The organism is Streptococcus shenyangsis (assembly GCF_006385785.1).
Taxonomy (GTDB): domain Bacteria; phylum Bacillota; class Bacilli; order Lactobacillales; family Streptococcaceae; genus Streptococcus; species Streptococcus shenyangsis.
On sequence record NZ_VFSH01000006.1, the window covers coordinates 21,436 to 43,214 of the forward strand.

General features: G+C 40.6%; 16 protein-coding genes. 11 read left to right on the top strand and 5 right to left on the bottom strand.

Annotated features, from left to right (window positions below):
• Positions 1 to 73: 73 nt before the first annotated feature.
• Together FJR77_RS05495 and alaS are read left to right on the top strand one after the other, a co-directional pair.
• Complete coding sequence (locus tag FJR77_RS05495; protein ID WP_140833713.1) at positions 74 to 559, top strand: LURP-one-related/scramblase family protein; 486 nt, start codon at positions 74 to 76, stop codon at positions 557 to 559.
• A 21-nt stretch (positions 560 to 580) separates the two neighbouring features.
• Entirely contained in the window at positions 581 to 3,199 is a 2,619-nt protein-coding gene (gene alaS, locus FJR77_RS05500; protein WP_140833711.1) for an alanine--tRNA ligase, read from the top strand.
• 89 nt (positions 3,200 to 3,288) lie between these two features.
• On the opposite strand, the gene FJR77_RS05505 is transcribed toward alaS, so the two are convergent.
• On the bottom strand, positions 3,289 to 4,743 hold the full coding sequence (locus FJR77_RS05505; protein WP_140833710.1) for an alpha-amylase: 1,455 nt from the start codon (positions 4,741 to 4,743) through the stop codon (positions 3,289 to 3,291).
• 177 nt (positions 4,744 to 4,920) lie between these two features.
• On the opposite strand from FJR77_RS05505, the gene FJR77_RS05510 reads away from it, so the two are divergent.
• The 9 genes from FJR77_RS05510 (at position 4,921) to ezrA (ending at position 17,670) form a co-directional block, all read left to right on the top strand.
• Positions 4,921 to 5,670 carry an ABC transporter ATP-binding protein gene (locus tag FJR77_RS05510; RefSeq protein WP_140833708.1) on the top strand — a complete coding sequence of 250 codons (750 nt, stop codon included), beginning with the start codon at positions 4,921 to 4,923 and terminating at the stop codon, positions 5,668 to 5,670.
• Positions 5,651 to 7,288 (top strand): hypothetical protein, encoded by a 1,638-nt coding sequence (locus FJR77_RS05515; protein ID WP_140833706.1) that lies wholly within the window; start codon positions 5,651 to 5,653, stop codon positions 7,286 to 7,288. Before FJR77_RS05510 ends, FJR77_RS05515 begins: the two co-directional genes overlap by 20 nt.
• A gap of 560 nt (positions 7,289 to 7,848) precedes the next feature.
• Positions 7,849 to 8,778: a peptidase U32 family protein gene (locus FJR77_RS05520; protein ID WP_140833703.1), complete on the top strand. Its 930-nt coding sequence runs from the start codon at positions 7,849 to 7,851 to the stop codon at positions 8,776 to 8,778.
• 198 nt (positions 8,779 to 8,976) lie between these two features.
• Positions 8,977 to 11,427 (top strand): bifunctional DnaQ family exonuclease/ATP-dependent helicase, encoded by a 2,451-nt coding sequence (locus FJR77_RS05525; protein WP_140833701.1) that lies wholly within the window; start codon positions 8,977 to 8,979, stop codon positions 11,425 to 11,427.
• A gap of 36 nt (positions 11,428 to 11,463) precedes the next feature.
• A complete protein-coding gene (locus FJR77_RS05530; RefSeq protein ID WP_140833699.1) occupies positions 11,464 to 12,687 on the top strand; it encodes an FtsW/RodA/SpoVE family cell cycle protein in 1,224 nt (407 codons plus the stop codon).
• Positions 12,688 to 12,697: 10 nt separating this feature from the next.
• The gene (locus FJR77_RS05535; protein ID WP_140833697.1) at positions 12,698 to 13,252 is read left to right on the top strand and encodes a DJ-1 family glyoxalase III; all 555 of its coding nucleotides are present in this window, start codon (positions 12,698 to 12,700) and stop codon (positions 13,250 to 13,252) included.
• Positions 13,253 to 13,337: 85 nt separating this feature from the next.
• Positions 13,338 to 13,901 carry an HAD family hydrolase gene (locus FJR77_RS05540; RefSeq protein WP_025170890.1) on the top strand — a complete coding sequence of 188 codons (564 nt, stop codon included), beginning with the start codon at positions 13,338 to 13,340 and terminating at the stop codon, positions 13,899 to 13,901.
• 14 nt (positions 13,902 to 13,915) lie between these two features.
• The gene (gene gyrB / locus FJR77_RS05545) at positions 13,916 to 15,862 is read left to right on the top strand and encodes a DNA topoisomerase (ATP-hydrolyzing) subunit B (RefSeq protein WP_140833694.1); all 1,947 of its coding nucleotides are present in this window, start codon (positions 13,916 to 13,918) and stop codon (positions 15,860 to 15,862) included.
• A gap of 80 nt (positions 15,863 to 15,942) precedes the next feature.
• The gene (gene ezrA / locus FJR77_RS05550; protein ID WP_060805840.1) at positions 15,943 to 17,670 is read left to right on the top strand and encodes a septation ring formation regulator EzrA; all 1,728 of its coding nucleotides are present in this window, start codon (positions 15,943 to 15,945) and stop codon (positions 17,668 to 17,670) included.
• A 403-nt stretch (positions 17,671 to 18,073) separates the two neighbouring features.
• Here the strand turns inward: ezrA and FJR77_RS05560 are convergent, their stop codons facing one another.
• The 4 genes from FJR77_RS05560 to FJR77_RS05575 all read right to left on the bottom strand — a co-directional run bounded on the left by FJR77_RS05560 (position 18,074) and on the right by FJR77_RS05575 (position 21,733).
• Positions 18,074 to 18,373 (bottom strand): DUF1827 family protein, encoded by a 300-nt coding sequence (locus FJR77_RS05560; protein WP_000767198.1) that lies wholly within the window; start codon positions 18,371 to 18,373, stop codon positions 18,074 to 18,076.
• Between the two features lie 58 nt (positions 18,374 to 18,431).
• On the bottom strand, positions 18,432 to 18,884 hold the full coding sequence (locus FJR77_RS05565) for an NUDIX hydrolase (protein ID WP_140833692.1): 453 nt from the start codon (positions 18,882 to 18,884) through the stop codon (positions 18,432 to 18,434).
• 130 nt (positions 18,885 to 19,014) lie between these two features.
• A complete protein-coding gene (locus FJR77_RS05570) occupies positions 19,015 to 21,273 on the bottom strand; it encodes an ATP-dependent Clp protease ATP-binding subunit (protein WP_140833690.1) in 2,259 nt (752 codons plus the stop codon).
• Positions 21,274 to 21,502: 229 nt separating this feature from the next.
• Complete coding sequence (locus tag FJR77_RS05575) at positions 21,503 to 21,733, bottom strand: DUF1797 family protein (RefSeq protein ID WP_000443570.1); 231 nt, start codon at positions 21,731 to 21,733, stop codon at positions 21,503 to 21,505.
• Positions 21,734 to 21,779 lie beyond the last annotated feature (46 nt).

A 21,779-nucleotide genomic window follows, 5' to 3' on the forward strand; every position in this document is an offset into this window, starting at 1 on the left:
TTGAATGAAGGTGGTACCGCGGTTTTTCGCCCTTCGTGATATGAGCTTGTCTTTTGATTTTTTGGAGGTGTTGATGAAAACATTTCTTGTCAAACAAAAGTTTCGTCTTGGAGGCGAACGCTTCGCTATCAAGGATGACAGGGGAGAAATCGCCTATCAGGTAGAGGGATCATTTTTTAAGATTCCCAAAACTTTTACCATCTATGATGATAATGGTGAACATGTCAGTCAGATCAGTAAAGAAATCTTGACCTTGCTTCCTCGTTTTGAGATTCAGCTTAGGGATGGCTCGAGTTTTGTCATTCGTAAGAAGTTGACCTTCTGGCGAGATAAGTATGAGTTTGATAATCTAGGGCTTCGTATCGAGGGCAATATCTGGGATTTGAATTTCAAATTGCTGGATGATCGCGATCAGCTGATTGCGGAAATCAAGAAAGAACTCTTCCATCTGACCTCTACCTATACCGTAACCGTCCTTGAGGATGATTATGCAGACCTAGTCATTTCCCTCTGTGTCGCGATTGACTATGTGGAAATGCTGGAAAGCCAATCACATTAAACAAGTAAATAAGGAGACAATATGAAACAACTATCTAGTGCACAAGTACGCCAAATGTGGCTTGATTTCTGGGCGACCAAAGGTCACTCAGTAGAACCATCAGTGAGCTTGGTCCCTGTAAATGACCCAACACTTTTGTGGATCAACTCTGGGGTAGCAACCCTTAAGAAATACTTTGACGGGACCATTATCCCTGAAAATCCACGTATCACCAATGCCCAAAAGGCCATCCGTACCAACGATATCGAGAACGTAGGGAAGACTGCACGTCACCATACTATGTTTGAAATGTTGGGGAACTTCTCTATCGGGGATTACTTCCGTGACGAAGCGATTACTTGGGCTTATGAGCTTTTGACAAGTCCTGAATGGTTTGATTTCCCAGCTGAAAAACTTTACATGACCTACTATCCAGAAGATAAAGATTCATACAACCGCTGGATTGAAGTGGGAGTAGATCCAAGTCACTTGATTCCAATCGAGGACAACTTCTGGGAAATCGGTGCGGGACCGTCTGGACCAGACACAGAGATTTTCTTTGACCGTGGGGAAGCCTTTGACCCGGAAAATATCGGTATTCGTCTGCTTGCAGAAGATATCGAAAACGACCGTTATATCGAAATCTGGAATATCGTTTTGTCACAATTTAACGCAGACCCTGCTGTTCCTCGTAGTGAATACAAGGAATTGCCACATAAGAACATTGATACGGGCGCAGGTTTGGAGCGTTTGGTTGCAGTTATCCAAGGGGCTAAGACTAACTTTGAAACAGACCTATTCATGCCGATTATTCGTGAAGTAGAGAAATTGTCTGGTAAGGTCTATGACCAGGATGGCGACAACATGAGCTTTAAGGTTATCGCTGACCACATCCGCTCATTATCATTTGCCATCGGTGATGGTGCTCTTCCAGGAAATGAAGGTCGTGGTTATGTCCTTCGTCGTCTTCTCCGTCGTGCTTCTATGCATGGTCAAAAATTGGGAATCAACGAGCCTTTCCTTTACAAACTCGTCCCAACCGTTGGAAAAATCATGCAAAGCTACTACCCAGAAGTGCTTGAAAAACGTGACTTTATTGAGAAAATCGTTAAGAGCGAGGAAGAGTCATTTGCCCGTACTCTTCACTCAGGTCAACACTTTGCCCAAGGCATCGTAGCTGACTTGAAAGAAAAAGGTCAATCTGTCATCGCTGGTTCAGATGTCTTTAAACTCTATGATACATACGGATTCCCAGTAGAGTTGACAGAAGAAATCGCTGAAGAAGCGGGTATGACTGTAGACCGTGAAGGTTTTGAAGCAGCCATGAAAGAACAGCAAGAACGTGCGCGTGCGTCAGCTGTTAAAGGTGGCTCAATGGGTATGCAAAATGAAACCCTTCAAAACATCACTGTAGAAAGTGTCTTCAACTACAATGCTAGCCAATTGTCTTCTAAATTGCTGGCTATCGTAGCTGACAATGCAGAAGTAGAAGCTGTATCAGAGGGAACTGCCTCTCTTATCTTTGCGGAAACGCCATTCTACGCTGAAATGGGTGGACAGGTAGCTGACAACGGACAAATCTTGGATGAGTCAGGTAAGGTCGTGGCTACTGTGACCAATGTTCAAAAAGCTCCAAATGGACAGGCTCTTCATACAGTTGAAGTCCATGCACCACTTGCTTTAAACCAAGAATATACCTTGGCAATTGATACAAATCGTCGTCACCGTGTTATGAAAAACCACACTGCGACTCATTTGCTTCACGCTGCCCTTCATAATATCCTTGGAAATCATGCGACACAAGCAGGATCTCTTAACGAAGTTGAATTCCTTCGCTTTGACTTTACCCATTTCCAAGCTGTGACTGCTGAAGAATTGCGTGCCATTGAACAGCAAGTCAACGAAAAAATCTGGGAAGCTCTTGAAGTGAAGACAGTTGAAACGGATATTGACACTGCTAAAGAAATGGGAGCTATGGCCCTCTTTGGTGAGAAATACGGAAAAGAAGTCCGTGTTGTTACTATCGGTGACTACTCTATCGAGCTTTGTGGTGGTACCCACGTTGGCAACACTTCTGAAATTGGCCTCTTCAAGATTGTCAAAGAAGAAGGAATCGGTTCAGGAACTCGCCGTATCTTGGCAGTGACTGGTAAGGAAGCCTTTGAAGCCTACCGTGAACAAGAGGACGCTCTTAAAGCTGTCGCAGCAACTCTTAAAGCACCTCAAGTTAAGGAAGTTCCTCACAAGGTAGAAGGACTTCAAGAACAACTTCGTCAACTTCAAAAAGAAAATGCTGAGTTGAAAGAAAAAGCCGCAGCTGCAGCCGCAGGCGATATTTTCAAAGACGTTAAGGAAGTCAACGGTCACCGTTACATTGCTAGTCAAGTGTCTGTATCAGATGCCGGTGCCCTTCGTACCTTTGCGGACAACTGGAAACAAAAAGACTACTCTGATCTTCTTGTCCTAGTTGCCGCTATCGGTGACAAGGTAAATGTCCTTGTAGCAAGCAAGACAAAAGACCTTCATGCAGGAAACCTTGTCAAAGAATTAGCACCAATCGTTGATGGACGTGGTGGTGGTAAACCAGACATGGCCATGGCAGGAGGAAGCAACCAAGCTAAGATACAAGAATTGTTGGATGCAGTAGCAGGTAAATTGTAAGAAAATAAAGATCTATCCATTTGGGTAGGTCTTTTTGTGAATGCAAAAAAGCCAAATCCGATTGGACCTGGCTTGAATATTATGAACTATTAAATAGTATTGGCTGCCCAGACACTTACCGAAGCAGCAGAGACTGGGAATTGTCCATAACCTTCCTCATCGATTGTAACTTGACCTTGGTGGTTTCCAAGTAAATCTACAAAGGTTTGGTTAGCCCATTCTTGGCCGACAAACATTGACTTGCTGTTTTCTTGGTCATTTGATATAAGGACTGCGATTGGGGATTGATTTTCAGCACCTGAACGTACCCAACCGATACAGTTAGCATTATCAAAGTAGTCATTTTGTTCCCCATAGGCCAAGTCTTTTCGGATGGCTAGGAGGCGGTCAAGGATTTCTTTGAAATCTTGTTGAGCATACTGCCCTGAAATACCATAGTAGTCTCCGTAAAAGACACATGGAAGACCGTTTTGGCGTAACAGAATGAGGGCATAGGCTGCTGGTTTGAACCATTCTTCAACAGTAGACTCAAGAGCTTGACCTCGTTGTGTATCGTGGTTGTCGACAAAAGTCACAGCCTTGTCGGGCTTGAGTTCAACCAAGCTATCTGTAAAAATACCACGAAGGTCATAGTTGGAACCTGCTCGGCTAGCATCAAAGAGATTCTGGTGGAGACGAACATCGACAAGGTCAAAGCGTTCTTCCGTTTTTTCAAGATAGTCTAGATTGGCTTCCTTTTCTGGATTCCAAAATTCACCAAAAACATAGAAATCCTCACCGTATTTTTCCTTCATATCACGGATAAAATTGCGCATGAAGAAAGAGTCAATGTGTTTAACGGCATCCAAGCGGAAACCAGCTACACCAGTCGTTTCCATGAACCAGTCAGCCCAGTCATAGATATTTTGGATGACTTCAGGATGTTTAAAGTCTAGGTCGGCATACATGAGATAGTCGTAGTTTCCGTTTTCGTTATCGACCAATTCCTCATTTGCCCAACCCTTGTTGTCTCCTTGAATCAGATAAATCCCAGATTTACGGCGTTTGGCATCATAGTCAGTACCTGTGAAGTGGTACCAGTGCCAGTGGAAGTCATTGTAGGTATCTTGGCGACCATCGAAGGTAAAGCTAGTCCAGCCGTTGATGATGAAGGGTTGTCCGAGTTCGACTGTACGGTCAACAGGATCCACCTCAATAACCTGAAAGGCTTCCATGTGATCGGCTGCAGCCTTGTGATTGAGTACCACATCGGCCATAGGCTGGATTCCCTGTGTTTTTAGAGCTTGAATGGCTTGAAGATAGTCTTCTTTAAAACCATACTTGGTACGGACAGTTCCTTTTTGGTTAAACTCTCCTAAGTCGAATAAGTCATAGACCCCATAGCCGACATCTTTTTCATTGGTTGCCTTAAAAGCTGGTGGCATCCAGACGTGGCTAATCCCCAGATGAGCTAGGTGTGGAGCATCTTCAGCTAGACGCGTCCAGTGCTGACCGTCGTGGGGCAGATACCATTCAAAGTATTGCATGAGTGTTTGATTTTGCATGATGTTTCCTCTTACTTGTCAATCTTGTTCTTTATTCTATCATAAAGTATCGGTTAGCTCAAACGTTTGCGTAAAACTGAATAATAAGTTTTTGACTATTTTATATAAAATGTTGATTTTTAAAATGAAAGCGCTATAATTATAGTAAATTACATAGATAAAGAGAGGAGATTTCTCATGATTGAATTTCAAAATGTTAGTAAGTTGTATGGTGATAAAGAGGCCTTGAGCAATCTCAATTTGCAGATTGAAAATGGAGAGATTATGGGCTTGATTGGCCATAATGGTGCTGGAAAATCGACCACTATAAAATCCTTAGTCAGTATCATTTCACCCAGCAGTGGTCGTATTTTGGTAGATGGTCAGGATTTATCGGAAAATCGCTTGGCTATCAAACGAAAGATTGGCTACGTAGCAGACTCGCCTGACTTATTTTTACGCTTAACGGCCAATGAATTTTGGGAATTGCTTGCCTCATCCTATGATCTGACTAACTCTGACTTGGAGTCTAGTCTAGCTAGGCTATTGAGTGTTTTTGACTTTGCTGAAAACCGCTATCAGGTTATTGAAACCCTTTCTCACGGAATGCGTCAGAAAGTCTTTGTCATTGGGGCACTCTTGTCTGATCCTGATATTTGGGTTTTGGACGAACCCTTGACTGGTTTGGATCCCCAGGCTGCCTTTGATTTGAAACAGATGATGAAGGAACATGCACAAAAGGGCAAGACGGTCTTGTTTTCAACCCATGTCCTAGAGGTGGCCGAGCAAGTCTGTGATCGGATTGCCATTTTGAAAAAGGGGCATTTGATTTATTGTGGTAAGGTGGAGGACTTGAGAAAAGACCACCCAGACCAGTCTTTGGAAAGTATCTACCTTAGTCTTGCAGGTAGAAAAGAGGAGGTTTCAGATGCGTCTCAAGGTCATTAAAAAATTAGTTGATATCAATATCCTCTATTCATCTCAAGAAGCTAATCTGGCTAACCTACGAAAGAAGCAAGCTAAAAATCCTGGAAAAAAAGTAAATGTTTCCGCTAGAGTCCTAAGTTCTTACATTTTTTCCAGTCTCTTGATGCTCATCATGTTTATAAATATAGCCTTTCGTTTTCCTTTTGAGGAAAGGCCAAGTTTTTTTAGTACCATGGTTGCTATTTTACTGGTGCTTGCCTTTTCAACTTCTTTCACTGCATTTTACAATGTCTTTTATGAGAGTAAGGATTTGGTATCGTATAGACCCTATGCCTTTAAAGAATCAGAGATTATAATTGCTAAAGGACTGTCTGTTCTCTTGCCAGCTCTAGCTGGAATTGTACCAATCCTAGCTTATTTTCTAGTCCTCTATATTAGGCTAGCTCCTTCTCTTTGGCTGGGCTTGCCTTTGATGCTGCTGTCCTTGGCCTTGTTATTTGTCTCTGTTACTTTAGTGATGGTAGTGGCAGTACATTTCTTGGCTCAGACTACGGTCTTCAGAAAGTATCAGTCTATTTTTTCGAATGTGATGATTGGAATAGGAGTTCTCATACCTTTAATATTTGTCCTCTTTCTACAGTCGACTTTTGGAAGTATTGTTGACAAAGTTAGAGACATTCCATTTCTCCTTTATCCTCTTCATATCTTTTACAAAATAGCAGTGGAGCCTTTTTCGACAGAAGCCATACTGGGTCTGCTCGCTTGGATAGCTTTAACTGTTTTCTTGCTTTACCTGACCAAAAAGAAGGTTTTTCCTCATTTTTATGACGTTATCCTGCTTAATAGTGAGGAGAAGGTTAAAAAAGAACGTCGCAATAAGGAGAGAATTTCAACTACTAATAAAAAGGGCTTTTTCCGTATGGTTTTACGCTACCACCTCACCCTCTTGGGACAGGGAACTGGCGTGATTACAGTGCTTTTTACAAGTGCTTTCCTTCCTTATCTCATGATGATCGGTCTGATTTCCAACATCCGAGATTCTCAGATAGTTCCGGACATTCATCCTCCATTCTGGTTACCCTTGTTTTTTATAGGTCTCTTTATAGCAGTTGTCAATAACAATATCACCAGCCTGCATTCAATTGCCTTGTCCTTGGAGAGGGAAAATGTTGATTTTCTTAAGAGTTTACCCTTTGACTTTGCTCGTTATGTGAAAGTGAAATTTTGGATTATCTTTGCTGTCCAGTCCTTTTTACCAGTTCTGACTTTACTTGGCCTTTCTCTCTATCTAGGCTTGCCCATCCTTTCGATGATTTACCTTCTGGTAGTCTGGAACCTTGCCAGTGTCATCCTTTCTTGCCACAATTACTTTAAGGACGTAAAAAATCTGTCAACCAATTGGAGTAGTATTACGGACTTGGTGAACCGTTCAAATCGTATAGTAGCAATTGTTTTGATTTTGGTTTATAGTGCAATCTTAATGGCCCTTGTAATAGGGAGCTTATTCTTGGTTCAGTCTCTCTCCACTATCCTTGCCATCAGCTTGGGAGTAGGAGTTCTTATCCTCTTGCTTGCTCTTGCTATTTTTGGCTATCATTACTACTTGTCACGCATATTGACAGAAATAGAAAAAAGATGAGCTAGTTGGTCGCTTGCTTGATAAATTTTATAAAAAGAAATGAATCTGAGCAAAAAACCACTTCTAACTATCAAAAAACGAGTATTTCCGTAGATGGAGATACTCGTTTTTCTATGCCATTTTTCTTATCATAAAAACAAAACGACTAGTAATGTATAACAATGTATAAATCCTACAGCATCAATTGCTTAAATTTTGGACTAGATTTTATCTATGATGTTTTGAAGATTAATGGAGTTTGAGATGTTTGCTATTTATGGATAGTGTACAAAGTAAATTGTTACTGGCGAGCTCTCTCATGCTTCTGGGTTTGCCTTTCATCTAGTTATTCTTATAAAAAGCCGTTTTATACTCAATGAAAATCAAAGAGCAAACTAGGAAGCTAGCCTCAGGTTGCCCAAAGCACCGCTTTGAGGTTGCAGATAAAGCTGACGTGGTTTGAAGAGTATTAAACTAATTTCCACTTTGGTGAGTCAAGTGGAAGTTACGGAAATAATTCCTATTTGTAAAACTCTGATAAGTCTTGGCTGATTTTTGAGAAATATGGTATAATTTTTCTTATGGAAAAGATTATCATTACAGCAACTGCTGAAAGTATTGAACAAGTTAAACAACTGCTCGAAGTTGGCGTAGACCGTATCTATGTTGGTGAGAAAGATTTTGGCCTTCGTCTGCCAACAACGTTTAGTCATGACCAATTGCGTGAAATCGCTAAGCTGGTTCATGATGCTGGTAAGGAATTGATCGTTGCGGTTAACGCCCTCATGCACCAAGATATGATGGACCGTATCAAGCCTTTCTTAGATTTCTTGGAAGAAATCAAGACAGACTACATTACGATTGGGGATGCAGGTGTCTTTTATGTGGTCAATCGCGATGGTTATTCCTTTAAAACCATCTACGATGCTTCAACCATGGTAACAAGCAGTCGTCAGATTAACTTCTGGGGACAAAAGGCTGGCGCATCTGAGGCTGTTTTGGCGCGTGAAATTCCATCAGCTGAACTTTTCAAAATGCCAGAGATTTTGGAAATTCCTGCCGAAGTTTTGGTGTACGGTGCTAGTGTTATCCATCATTCTAAACGTCCGCTCTTGCAAAACTACTATAACTTTACGCATATCGATGATGAAAAGACTCGCAAGCGTGACCTCTTCTTGGCTGAACCAAGTGATCCTGAGAGCCATTACTCTATTTTTGAAGACAATCATGGGACCCACATCTTTGCTAACAATGACCTTGATTTGATGACCAAATTGACAGAATTGGTAGAGCATGGTTTCACTCACTGGAAACTAGAAGGGCTCTACACTCCTGGTCAGAACTTTGTTGAGATTGCAAAACTCTTTATCCAAGCGCGTAGCTTGATCCAAGAGGGTAACTTTAGCCATGACCAAGCCTTCTTGCTAGATGAAGAAGTGCGCAAGTTACACCCTAAAAACCGTTTCCTTGATACAGGATTTTATGACTACGATCCTGACATGGTTAAATAAAGCAAATGGATAGTTGAGAGAAGAAAGATACAAATGTTTCTTCTCTCAATTTTTCTTATTCTCCAATATTTTCAAAAAATCAGTAGGCTAGGATGATCTATCTGCTGGGATTTTTAAGAAAAGTGACCTTTTTGAGTTTGAAAATTATCCCATGTTTGCAGGTGCCAAATGGCCCTTTTTTTGGTATAATTTTTTATAATGAAAACGATTGGTAATCGCTATGTTGTGGTGGATTTAGAGGCAACTAGCACAGGTAGTAAGGCTAAAATTATCCAAGTGGGAATTGTCGTGATTGAGGATGGGAAAATCGTCGACCACTATACGACGGATGTCAATCCACATGAACCCTTAGATGCTCATATCAAAGAACTGACAGGATTGACAGACCAACGTCTGGCGCAAGCACCTGATTTTTCGCAAGTTGCCAGAAACATTTTTGACTTGGTGGAGGATGGGATTTTTGTAGCCCACAATGTTCAGTTTGATGCCAATCTTTTGGCGGAAAATTTATTTTTCGAAGGATATGAGCTAAGAAATCCTCGTGTTGATACGGTCGAATTGGCCCAGGTCTTTTTCCCAGAACTGGAAAAATATAGTTTGCCGATTTTGTGTCAGGAATTAGGAATTCCTCTAAAACACGCCCACACAGCCCTTTCAGATGCCCAAGCTACTGCGGAATTACTTTTATTTCTACGGGAAAAGATTGCCCAGCTTCCTAAAGGTCTATTGGAACGCTTGCTGGAAATGGCTGACGCTCTCTTATATGAGTCCTACCTGGTTATTGAAGAGATGTATCGCAGCCAATCTATCCTGAGTTCACAAGAATTGGTCCAAGTTCAAGGATTGTATTTCAAGAAAACTACAGCTCCCCTGGAGCCAAGAAAACTATCTCAAGATTTTTCTAAAAATATTTCTCTATTGAACCTTGAAGTGAGGGATGAGCAAGAAAGTTTTGCTAAAGAGGTTGGCTTGCTATTGAAAGATGAGCCTGTCTCATTAATTCAAGCACCGACAGGAATTGGGAAAACCTATGGCTATCTCTTACCCGCTTTATCTCAAGTGAAAGAGCGACAAATTGTTCTTAGTGTTCCGACAAAGATTCTTCAGAATCAAATCATGGAAGAAGAAGGTAAACGTCTCAAGGAAGTATTCCATACAGATATTCATTCTTTAAAGGGACCACACAATTATCTGAAGCTGGATGCCTTTTATCGTTCCTTGCAGGAAAATGATGAAAATCGCTTATTTAGACGCTTTAAAATGCAAGTCTTGGTCTGGCTGACAGAGACAGAAACGGGGGATTTGGATGAAATCGGGCAACTCTACCGTTACCAACATTTTCTAACAGACCTTCGTCATGATGGGAATTTATCGTCCAAGAGCTTATTTGTGACGGAAGATTTTTGGAAACGTAGTCAAGAAAGGGCACAAACCTGCAAGCTTTTAGTGACCAATCATGCCTATCTTGTAACTAGACTTGAAGATAATCCTGAATTTGTCAGTGACCGTTTATTGATTATTGATGAAGTCCAAAAAGTTTTGTTGGCTCTAGAAAATCTGCTTCAAGAGACCTACGATATCCAGTCTATTGTTGATTTGCTTGATAAGGCTTTAGTAGGAGAAGAAAACAGGGTTCAACAACGAATACTAGAAAGTATTCGCTTTGAGTGCATCTACTTGATGGAACAATTTCAGTCTGGCAAATCTAGGAAAAATATCTTGGATTCTCTGGCCAATCTCCGCCAGTATTTTTCAGAATTAGAGGCAGAAGGCTTTGGGGAACTGGTCCGCTATTTTACAGCTGACCGAGATTACTGGCTTGAAGCAACTGAAACGAGTCAAAAGAAAATTCAGATTTCTTCTACAAAATCAGGCCGTATTCTTCTATCTTCCTTAGTGCCTGATTCATGTCAAGTCTTGGGAGTGTCGGCCACTCTTGAGATTAGTCAAAGAGTTTCTTTGGCAGACCTGTTAGGTTATCCCGAAGCCAAATTTGTTAAGATTGAAGCTGGTAAAAAACAGGATCAAGAAGTGGTCTTGGTCAAAGATTTCCCCTTGGTAACAGAAACCTCCTTAGAAGTCTATGCCAAGGAGGTAACTGATTTGCTGATGGAAATTCAAGCTTTCCAGCAACCGATTTTAGTTCTCTTTACTGCTAAAGATATGCTTCTAGCAGTATCGGATTTACTTCAAGTTAGCCATCTGGCCCAGTATAAAAATGGCGATGTTCATCAACTGAAGAAACGCTTTGAAAAGGGAGAACAACAAATCTTGCTTGGTGCAGCAAGTTTTTGGGAAGGAGTCGATTTTTCAAGTCATCCTTTTGTGATTCAGGTTGTACCGAGACTTCCTTTCCAAAATCCCCAAGATCCCTTGACGAAAAAGATCAATCAGGAACTGAATCAAGAAGGGAAAAATGCCTTTTATGATTATCAATTGCCAATGGCCATTATTCGTTTAAAACAGGCTTTGGGAAGAAGTATGAGACGCGAACACCAACGTTCTTTAACCCTCATTCTGGATAGAAGAATCGTCGGAAAACGATATGGCAAGCAGATAGTAGCATCTCTAGCAAAAGAAGCGACTGTTAAAACCGTCTCTCGATCCGAAGTTGATGAGGCTGTTGATAGATTTTTAAATGAACTTTGATAAATAGTATTGTATGAAAGTATAAGGTTAGTGTATATGAAACGTTCTCTCGACTCTAGAGTCGATTATAGTTTGCTATTGCCAGTATTTTTTCTACTGGTTATTGGCGTGGTGGCTATCTATATAGCTGTTAGTCATGATTATCCAAATAATATTTTGCCCATTTTAGGGCAGCAGGTCGCCTGGATTGCCTTGGGGCTTGTGATTGGTTTTGTGGTCATGCTCTTTAATACAGAATTTCTTTGGAAAGTGACCCCTTTTCTATATATGTTAGGCTTGGGACTTATGGTCTTGCCGATCGTCTTTTATAATCCAAGCTTAGTTGCATCAACGGGTGCCAAAAACTGGGTATCAATAAATGGAATTACCCTATTCCAACCGTCAGAATTTATGAAGATATCCTATATCCTCATGTTGGCCCGTGTCATTGTCCAATTTACAAAGAAACATAAGGAATGGCAACGTACAGTTCCTCTGGACTTTTTATTAATTTTTTGGATGATTGTCTTTACCATTCCAGTCCTAGTTCTTTTGGCACTTCAAAGTGACTTGGGGACGGCTTTGGTTTTTGTAGCCATTTTCTCAGGAATCGTCTTACTATCAGGAGTTTCTTGGAAAATTATTATTCCAGTATTTGTGACTGCTGGAACAGGAGTTGCTGGTTTCTTAGCCATTTTTATCAGTAAGGGCGGTCGTGCTTTTCTCCATCAACTGGGAATGCCGACCTACCAAATTAATCGAATTTTGGCTTGGCTCAATCCATTTGACTTTGCCCAAACAACGACTTATCAGCAGGCTCAAGGACAGATTGCCATTGGGAGTGGTGGCTTATTTGGTCAAGGTTTTAATGCTTCGAATCTGCTTATTCCAGTTCGTGAGTCGGATATGATTTTCACGGTGATCGCAGAAGATTTTGGCTTTATTGGCTCTGTCCTTGTTATCGCCCTTTACCTCATGCTCATTTACCGTATGTTGAAGATTACTCTCAAATCAAATAACCAGTTCTACACCTATATTTCCACAGGTTTGATTATGATGTTACTTTTCCACATCTTTGAGAATATCGGCGCTGTGACGGGCTTGCTTCCTTTGACTGGGATTCCTCTGCCTTTTATTTCGCAAGGGGGATCGGCTATTATCAGTAACTTGATCGGTGTTGGCTTGCTTTTATCGATGAGTTATCAAACCAATCTAGCTGAAGAAAAGAGTGGAAAAGTCCCTTTCAAACGGAAAAAGGTTGTTTTAAAACGAATCAAATAAGGAGAAAATCATGGTTAAAGTAGCAGTTATGTTAGCTCAGGGCTTTGAAGAAATTGAAGCTTTGACAGTTGTGGATGTTTTGCGTCGGGCAAATATCACTTGTGATATGGTTGGTTTTGAAGAACAAGTGACGGGTTCACATGCAATCCAAGTAAGAGCAGATCGTGTCTTTGATGGTGATTTATCAGACTATGACATGATTGTCCTTCCTGGAGGGATGCCTGGTTCTGCACATTTGCGTGACAATCAGGCCTTGATTCAAGAGTTGCAAAGCTTCGAGCAAGAAGGGAAGAAACTAGCAGCCATTTGTGCGGCACCAATTGCCCTTAATCAAGCAGGGCTATTGAAAAACAAGGAATACACTTGTTATGACGGTGTTCAAGAGCAAATCCTTGATGGTCACTACGTCAAGGAAACAGTAGTGGTAGATGGTCACTTGACAACCAGTCGAGGTCCCTCTACAGCCCTTGCCTTTGCCTATGAGTTGGTGGAGCAATTAGGAGGAGACGCAGAGACTTTACGAACAGGAATGCTCTATCGAGATGTCTTTGGTAAAAATCAGTAAAACGGGAGTCAAACTCTCGTTTTTTTATGCTGAAAACTCAGAGAAATCATCGCTTTTTTAAGGAAAAAATGGTATAATGAAAGCTATGAAATATCACGATTATATCTGGGATTTAGGTGGCACTTTACTGGATAATTATGAAGCTTCAACAGCTGCATTTGTTGAAACTTTAGCGCTGTATGGTATCAGAAAAGACCATGACAGTGTCTATCAAGCTTTAAAGGTTTCTACTGATTTTGCGATTAAGACATTCGCTCCCGACTTAGAGCATTTTTTAGAAAAATACAAGGAAAATGAAGCCAGAGAGCTTGAACACCCGATTTTGTTTGATGGAGTTTCTGACTTATTAGCAGACATTTCAAATCAAGGTGGGCGTCATTTTTTGGTTTCTCATCGAAATGATCAGGTCTTGGAAATTTTAGAAAAAACCTCTATAGCAACCTATTTTACAGAAGTAGTCACTTCTAGCTCAGGTTTTAAGAGAAAGCCAAATCCTGAGTCCATGATTTATTTAAGAGAAAAGTATCAGATTAGCTCTGGTCTTGTTATTGGTGATCGGCCGATTGATATTAAAGCAGGGCAAGCCGCTGGACTGGATACCCACTTGTTTACCAGTATCGTGAATTTAAGACAAGTATTAGACATGTAAGAAAAAGGAATAAGATGACAGAAGAAATCAAAAATCTGCAGGCACAGAATTATGATGCCAGTCAAATTCAAGTTTTAGAGGGCTTAGAGGCTGTTCGTATGCGTCCAGGGATGTATATCGGGTCAACCTCAAAAGAAGGTCTTCACCATCTAGTCTGGGAAATTGTTGATAACTCAATTGACGAGGCCTTGGCAGGATTTGCCAGCCATATTCAAGTCTTTATTGAGCCAGATGATTCGATTACTGTTGTCGATGATGGGCGTGGTATCCCAGTCGATATTCAGGAAAAAACAGGTCGACCTGCCGTTGAGACTGTCTTTACTGTCCTTCACGCTGGAGGGAAGTTTGGCGGTGGTGGCTACAAGGTCTCAGGTGGTCTTCACGGAGTGGGGTCTTCAGTAGTTAATGCTCTTTCCACTCAGTTAGATGTTCATGTCCACAAAAACAGTAAGATTTATTACCAAGAATACCGTCGTGGTCATGTTGTCGCAGACCTTGAGGTGGTTGGAGATACAGATAGAACTGGAACAACGGTTCACTTCATACCGGACCCAGAAATCTTTACGGAAACAACAACCTTTGATTTCGATAAATTAAATAAACGGATTCAAGAGTTGGCCTTTCTAAATCGAGGTCTTCAAATCTCCATTACAGATAAGCGTGAAGGTTTGGAACAAACCAAGCATTACCATTATGAGGGTGGAATTGCTAGTTACGTTGAGTACATCAACGAGAACAAGGATGTTATCTTTGAGACACCAATCTATACAGACGGTGAGATGGATGATATCACAGTTGAGGTAGCCATGCAGTACACAACAGGTTACCATGAAAATGTCATGAGTTTCGCCAACAATATTCATACCCATGAAGGTGGAACGCATGAGCAAGGTTTCCGTACGGCATTGACTCGTGTTATCAATGATTATGCTCGTAAGAATAAGTTACTGAAAGACAATGAAGACAACTTAACAGGTGAAGATGTCCGCGAAGGATTAACTGCAGTTATCTCGGTTAAACACCCAAATCCACAATTTGAAGGACAAACCAAGACCAAACTGGGAAACAGCGAAGTAGTCAAGATTACCAATCGCCTCTTCAGTGATGCCTTCTCTGATTTCCTCATGGAAAATCCACAGATCGCCAAGCGTATCGTGGAAAAAGGGATTTTAGCTGCTAAGGCTCGTGTGGCTGCCAAGCGTGCGCGTGAAGTTACTCGTAAAAAATCTGGTTTGGAAATTTCCAACCTTCCAGGGAAACTAGCAGACTGTTCTTCTAACAATCCTGCTGAAACAGAACTCTTCATCGTCGAAGGAGACTCAGCTGGTGGATCAGCCAAATCTGGTCGTAACCGTGAATTTCAGGCAATCCTTCCGATTCGCGGTAAGATTTTGAACGTTGAAAAGGCAAGTATGGATAAAATTCTAGCCAACGAAGAAATTCGTAGTCTTTTCACAGCGATGGGAACAGGATTCGGTGCAGAATTTGATGTTTCAAAAGCCCGTTACCAAAAACTCGTTTTGATGACCGATGCCGATGTCGATGGTGCTCATATTCGTACCCTTCTTTTAACCTTGATTTATCGTTATATGAAACCAATTCTAGAAGCTGGTTATGTTTATATCGCCCAACCACCAATCTATGGTGTCAAGGTTGGAAGCGAGATTAAAGAATATATCCAGCCAGGAGCAGATCAAGAAATCAAACTCCAAGAAGCCTTGGCCTGTTATAGTGAAGGTCGTACCAAACCGACTATTCAGCGTTATAAGGGTCTAGGTGAAATGGACGACCATCAGTTATGGGAAACAACCATGGATCCCGAACATCGCTTAATGGCTAGAGTTTCTGTGGATGATGCTGCAGAAGCAGATAAAATCTTTGATATGTTGATGGGGGATCGAGTAGAGCCTCGTCGTGAGTTTATTGAAGAAAATGCTGTCTATAGTACACTTGATGTCTAAAAATAGGGAGAAGTAGTTCCCTTGGTATAAAAAATATGATATAATCGTTACGATTGTTTCAAGTAAAAAAGGAGTTTAATATGTCTGCTACACTAGTAATTTATTTAATAATTGCAGTTGCAGTTTTATTGGTCATTGCCTATGCTATCGCAATCTATGTAAGGAAGCGCAATGAAAGTAAATTAGCAATTTTAGAAGAGAAAAAAGAAGAGCTTTATAATCTTCCGGTTAATGATGAAGTTGAAGCTGTAAAAAATATGCACTTGATTGGACAAAGTCAGGTGACTTTCCGTGAATGGAATCAAAAATGGGTTGATTTATCTCTTAATTCTTTTGCCGATATCGAAAATAATCTTTTCGAGGCAGAAGGCTACAATAACTCATTCCGTTTTTTCAAAGCCAGTCATCAAATTGATCAAATTGAGAGCCAAATTACCTTGATTGAAGAAGATATTGCGGCAATTCGCAACGCCTTGGCAGATTTGGAGAAACAAGAGTCTAAAAATAGTGGACGTGTTCTTCATACCTTGGACTTGTTTGAAGAGTTGCAACACCGAGTTGCTGATCATTCTGAAGAATATGGACAAGGTTTGTCTGAAATCGAAAAACAATTGGAAAATATCCAATCAGAGTTTTCTCAGTTTGTAACTTTAAATTCGTCTGGTGACCCAGTAGAAGCTGCTGTGATTTTGGATAATGCTGAAAATCATATCTTGGCTTTGACACATATTGTTGATCGTATCCCAGCAATTGTAGCAACATTATCTAAAGACCTACCAGATCAACTAGAAGATTTAGAAGATGGCTACCGTAAGCTTTTAGATGCTAATTATCATTTTGCTGAAACGGATATTGAAGCGCGTTTCCAACTGCTTTATGAAGCTCTCAAGAAAAATCATGAGAATATTGCGAAACTAGAATTGGATAATGCAGAGTACGAAAATACTCAAATCCAAGAAGAGATTAATGCACTTTATGATATCTTTACAAGAGAAATTGCGGCACAGAAAGTAGTAGAAGGTTTAGTAGCAACACTTCCTACTTATCTGCAGCACATGAAGGAAAATAATGCTTTATTGATAGAAGACATTGAGCGTTTGAGTAAAAACTATTTACTTTCTGAGTCGGACGCAAGTCATGTTCGTCGTTTACAGTCCGAATTAGAAAGCTTTGAGACTGCTATTATTGAAGCGATTTCGGATCAGGATGAAGCAACTCAAGCATATTCAATTCTTGAAGAAAAACTTGAATCTCTGCAGGAAAATCTTAAAGAGATTGAAGATGAACAAATTGCAGTTAGTGAGCGTCTCGCACGAGTTGAGAAAGATGATATCAATGCACGTCAAAAAGCAAATGTATATGTTAATCGTCTCCATACAATCAAGAGATATATGGAAAAACGGAACCTACCTGGTATTCCACAAACTTTCTTGAAGTTATTCTTTACAGCAAGTAATAATACGGAAGATCTAATGGCTGAATTAGAGCAAAACTTAGTCAATATAGAATCAGTTAACCGTATTCTTGAAATTGCAACGAAGGATATGGAAGAGCTTGAGGCGGAAACTTATAATATTGTACAGTATGCAACCTTGACAGAGCAACTTTTACAATATTCTAACCGCTACCGCTCATTTGATGAACGTATTCAAGAAGCCTTTAATGAAGCTTTAGATATTTTTGAAAAAGAATTTGATTATCGCGCTTCATTTGACAAGATTTCTCAAGCATTGGAAGTGGCAGAGCCTGGTGTAACCAACCGCTTTGTTACTTCATATGAGAAAACACGTGAAACAATTCGTTTCTAAAATAATAAAAAGATTTGATTGTGTGAGAAGCAGAATCAAATCTTTTTTATAGTTTTGGGGAGATTTACTTCATTTTCTCCTGAGATTGAGTTTTTTCCCAGCCGATTTATCCACCACCTCAAAACAGTGTTTTATACTCTTCGAAAATCTTTTCAAACCACATCAGCTTCGCCTTGCCTTATATATGCCATTGCTTTCGTCAGTCTTATCTGCAGCTTCAAAGTTATGCTTTGAGCAACCTGTGGCTAGCTTTCTAGTTTGCTCTTTGATTTTTCATTGATTAGCAATAGACTTCAAAATTATAAAAACGCATAATAGCAGGTGTAGAAACTTTGCTACTATGCGTTTTATTATGGAAAGGCTTACTGGATTTTTTCTCGAATCGAGTTTTTACTTAACTTCTTTACTTGGTTGGAATCGAAATCCCAATTAATTTTTCTGAGTAGAGTGTTTTGATATTGGCCTCATCAATAGAGTCCTTATCAATTTTACGTTTCAAGAAAAACTCTTGGATGGCTTCGATTTCAGTTTCTCGAATAGCACGGTGTTTATTTGAGATGAGGATTTCATAGTGAAGCGGAGCTTGGGTAAAAATAACATCTGTATTTCCAGCAGAATAGACCTCAACAAGGGTTGCATCTGTACTCTCTAGCTGGCTTTTTACAAGTTGCGAGTGTGAGTTTGTCGTATTGATAAGCTTCATAATATTTCCTCCGATTTTCTAATTCTATTATAGCACTTTTTGAATAAAGTAGCTTGGTTTAGTCAATCTTATGCTGTTTTTTCCAAGACTGGATGGCCCATTTATGGCTACCACGTTTAAGATTTTCAATAGCCTCGTCGATAGGGAACCAGGCAATATGATTAAAGTCCTCTAGTGGTTTTTGAACTTCCTTGAAAGAAGTTGCTTCATAGAGGTAGGCAGGATTGTAGTAGTAGGTATCACGGTGACGAGAGTAGAAATATTCGTCAGCTTGTCCGTAATAGACACCAATTTCAGCTGTGAATCCAAGCTCTTCAATCAATTCACGTTTTAGGGCTTCCTGATGATCTTCCCCTGCTTCAATTTCGCCACCTGGTAAGAACCAAGCACCATTAGGCGCTTGAACAAGAACAATTTGTTTTTGTTCAGCGTCTGGAATAACCGCATATACACCGTAACGTGAAACATAGTCTGTATTCGATTTTTTTTCTCCGAAAGTTGGGTTTGCCATTGCATTTTCCTCATTATCTAGTATCGTTATTATTATCATAATGGACAAAGGTCGAGCTGTCAAGAAATTACAGTTATTTTAGTAAAAAAGAAGCAGAAACATTTCATTTTCTACTCCTTTTTTATAGAATTTATTTTTCTTTTTCAGAAGTTTTTACTTCAGCTTTTTTGGCAGATTTGATTTGAATCTTGCCCTTGCTGGTCATAACTGCCTTGAGGTCTTTTTCGCTTGGATTTTCAAGGTAGTAATCAGTGATTGCGTCCTCAATATAGTCTTGAATAGTACGACGAAGTGGGCGTGCCCCCATTTTTGGATCATAGCCGAGGTCAACCAACTTTTCCTTGACCTTGTCAGTTACATCTAAATGAATGTTGTTGCTAGAGAGGCGCTTGTTAACATCTGCTAGCATGAGCTCGACAATCTGAAGGAGGTTATCTTTGCTGAGAGCCTTAAATTCGATAATACCATCAAAACGGTTCATAAACTCTGGACTAAAGAAGTTGCCGAGTTCACCGAGAACAGAGTTGGTACGTCCTTCTCTAGCAGCTCCAAATCCAACGCTGGCTTCTGCCTTACCTGTACCTGCATTTGAGGTCATGATGATGATGGCATCCTTGAAGCTAACGGTACGTCCTTGCCCATCTGTCAAACGACCATCGTCCAAGACTTGAAGGAACATATGCATGACATCTGGATGGGCTTTCTCTACTTCGTCCAAGAGAATAAGAGAATATGGATTGCGGCGAACTTTTTCAGTTAATTGCCCAGCCTCATCGTAGCCGACATAACCTGGAGGGGCACCGACCAACTTAGCTACGCTGTGTTTTTCCATATATTCACTCATATCAAAGCGAATCATGCTGTCAGCAGAACCAAAGAGTTCGATAGCTAGTTGTTTGGAAAGTTCTGTCTTACCGACACCAGTTGGTCCGACGAAGAGGAAGTTTCCGATTGGGCGGTTAGGGGTCCCAAGTCCAACCCTATTACGGCGAATAGCCTTGGCAATCTTATCGACAGCATCATCTTGTCCAATAACATGAGACTTGAGGTCTTCGGCTAGATGGATGAGTTGAGATTGTTCTTTCTCTTTCAAATCCCCAACAGGGATGTTGGTTTTCTGCTCGATAATGTGCTCAATAGTTTTCTCGCTGATGATAGGTGTATCTTGGTCTGTGACCTTTTTCTTTTGCATTTCCTTATACTTGGCAATCTGGTCACGGAAGTAGGCAGCCTTTTCAAAATCTTCTTCTCGTGTAGCTTGAGATTTGAGATTTTCAGCCTCAATCAAACGCTGATCAATCACTTTAGGATCTACAAAATTCAAGGTCAAGTTCATCTTAGAACCTGCTTCATCTAGGAGGTCAATGGCCTTGTCAGGTAAGAAGCGATCTTGTATGTAGCGATTGGAAAGAGTTGCAGCTGCTTCAATTGCAGCATCGGTATATTGAACGTGGTGGTAGTCTTCGTATTTCTTTTGAATCCCTTTGAGGATAGTGATTGTTTCTTCCACTGTTGGTTCATCAACTTTGACAGGCTGCATACGACGCTCTAAGGCAGCATCCTTTTCAATGATACGGTATTCATTGAGGGTAGTGGCACCGACCAGTTGCAGTTCCCCACGAGCAAGGGCTGGCTTGAGGATATTTCCAGCATCCATATTGCCATCGCCTGCAGAACCTGCACCGACAATTTCATGGATTTCATCGATAAAGAGGATAATATCCTCACGTTTGCGAATTTCTTCCATGAGTTTTTGCATGCGTTCTTCAAATTGTCCACGGATACCTGTTCCTTGAACCAAGCTAACCACATCCAAGCGGATGACTTGCTTACCTTGGAGTTTATGTGGAACATCGCCATCGACAATTTTCTGAGCTAGACCTTCGACAACGGCCGTTTTTCCGACACCTGGTTCGCCAATAAGAACAGGATTATTCTTGGTTCTGCGATTGAGAATCTCGATGACACGAATAATTTCATCATCGCGTCCAATAACGGGGTCGATATCGCCACGACGGGCAATTTCAGTTACGTTGATACCAAATTCTTCCAGCAGGCCTTTTTCTTGGTTTGGTGGCGGAGTTTGAGCAGGTCCACGATTTTGGGAACCATAACTGCCGTTTCCACCGTAACCTCCACCTGATTGAGTTGGGGGAGTCGGAGGAGTATTGTTAGAAGGTCTAAAATTGTTTAGGTCATTGAAGAAATCACCAAATGGATCAAAGTCACGATTGTTCAGATCCGTCATACCTTTAAAGAGGCTATTATTAGGATCTGTCTTGATAATCTTATAGCAGTTTTGACAGAGGTCAATTTGTTTTTGCTTTCCATTGAGATTGGTATAAAGATGAATTGTTGAGTCGTTGATTTTACAGTTTTGACAAAGCATACCTCTACCTCATTTCTTTCTTTAGCCTGACCTATTTAAAGGTCAAAAATAGTCAAATTTCTATACTCTCATTATAACAGGATTGGGGTGTAAAGCAAGTAAAAAGATTGCAGCTTTGAGAAGTTGTTACAATGAAAATATTTGTGGATTTGGACTATAAAAAAATCCTATTTGTGAGACAAAAAGGATTTTGGTTAGACATGCAGGGGTAATCCCGACTAGTTTTAGATTAGTAAAGGAGTTCGTAAATCTCCATTGCAATCAAGTCAATGCTATCAAAAGTATAAGTTTCGCGAGCTTCTACATCACGAAGGGTAAAGATTGAGCCGTTTTCTTCGTCGTGGCTGTATGCAACTTCTGCAACAACAACTCCTTCGCGTTCAAAATTACGTTTTAAATTTCCGCCGTCTTTTGCCATTGCTTCAAGGCGGTTGATGATTCTAACCAAATGTGATTCCATTTTGATTCTCCTTCATTTCTTATCGTTACTATTTTACCATAAAGGA

Excerpts from the sequence above, each read along its gene's own strand:
- FJR77_RS05495 (WP_140833713.1), top strand. The coding sequence starts at position 74 with ATGAAAACATTTCTTGTCAAACAAAAGTTTCGTCTTGGAGGCGAACGC.
- alaS (WP_140833711.1), top strand. The coding sequence starts at position 581 with ATGAAACAACTATCTAGTGCACAAGTACGCCAAATGTGGCTTGATTTC.
- FJR77_RS05505 (WP_140833710.1), bottom strand. The coding sequence starts at position 4,743 with ATGCAAAATCAAACACTCATGCAATACTTTGAATGGTATCTGCCCCAC.
- FJR77_RS05510 (WP_140833708.1), top strand. The coding sequence starts at position 4,921 with ATGATTGAATTTCAAAATGTTAGTAAGTTGTATGGTGATAAAGAGGCC.
- FJR77_RS05515 (WP_140833706.1), top strand. The coding sequence starts at position 5,651 with ATGCGTCTCAAGGTCATTAAAAAATTAGTTGATATCAATATCCTCTAT.
- FJR77_RS05520 (WP_140833703.1), top strand. The coding sequence starts at position 7,849 with ATGGAAAAGATTATCATTACAGCAACTGCTGAAAGTATTGAACAAGTT.
- FJR77_RS05525 (WP_140833701.1), top strand. The coding sequence starts at position 8,977 with ATGAAAACGATTGGTAATCGCTATGTTGTGGTGGATTTAGAGGCAACT.
- FJR77_RS05530 (WP_140833699.1), top strand. The coding sequence starts at position 11,464 with ATGAAACGTTCTCTCGACTCTAGAGTCGATTATAGTTTGCTATTGCCA.
- FJR77_RS05535 (WP_140833697.1), top strand. The coding sequence starts at position 12,698 with ATGGTTAAAGTAGCAGTTATGTTAGCTCAGGGCTTTGAAGAAATTGAA.
- FJR77_RS05540 (WP_025170890.1), top strand. The coding sequence starts at position 13,338 with ATGAAATATCACGATTATATCTGGGATTTAGGTGGCACTTTACTGGAT.
- gyrB (WP_140833694.1), top strand. The coding sequence starts at position 13,916 with ATGACAGAAGAAATCAAAAATCTGCAGGCACAGAATTATGATGCCAGT.
- ezrA (WP_060805840.1), top strand. The coding sequence starts at position 15,943 with ATGTCTGCTACACTAGTAATTTATTTAATAATTGCAGTTGCAGTTTTA.
- FJR77_RS05560 (WP_000767198.1), bottom strand. The coding sequence starts at position 18,373 with ATGAAGCTTATCAATACGACAAACTCACACTCGCAACTTGTAAAAAGC.
- FJR77_RS05565 (WP_140833692.1), bottom strand. The coding sequence starts at position 18,884 with ATGGCAAACCCAACTTTCGGAGAAAAAAAATCGAATACAGACTATGTT.
- FJR77_RS05570 (WP_140833690.1), bottom strand. The coding sequence starts at position 21,273 with ATGCTTTGTCAAAACTGTAAAATCAACGACTCAACAATTCATCTTTAT.
- FJR77_RS05575 (WP_000443570.1), bottom strand. The coding sequence starts at position 21,733 with ATGGAATCACATTTGGTTAGAATCATCAACCGCCTTGAAGCAATGGCA.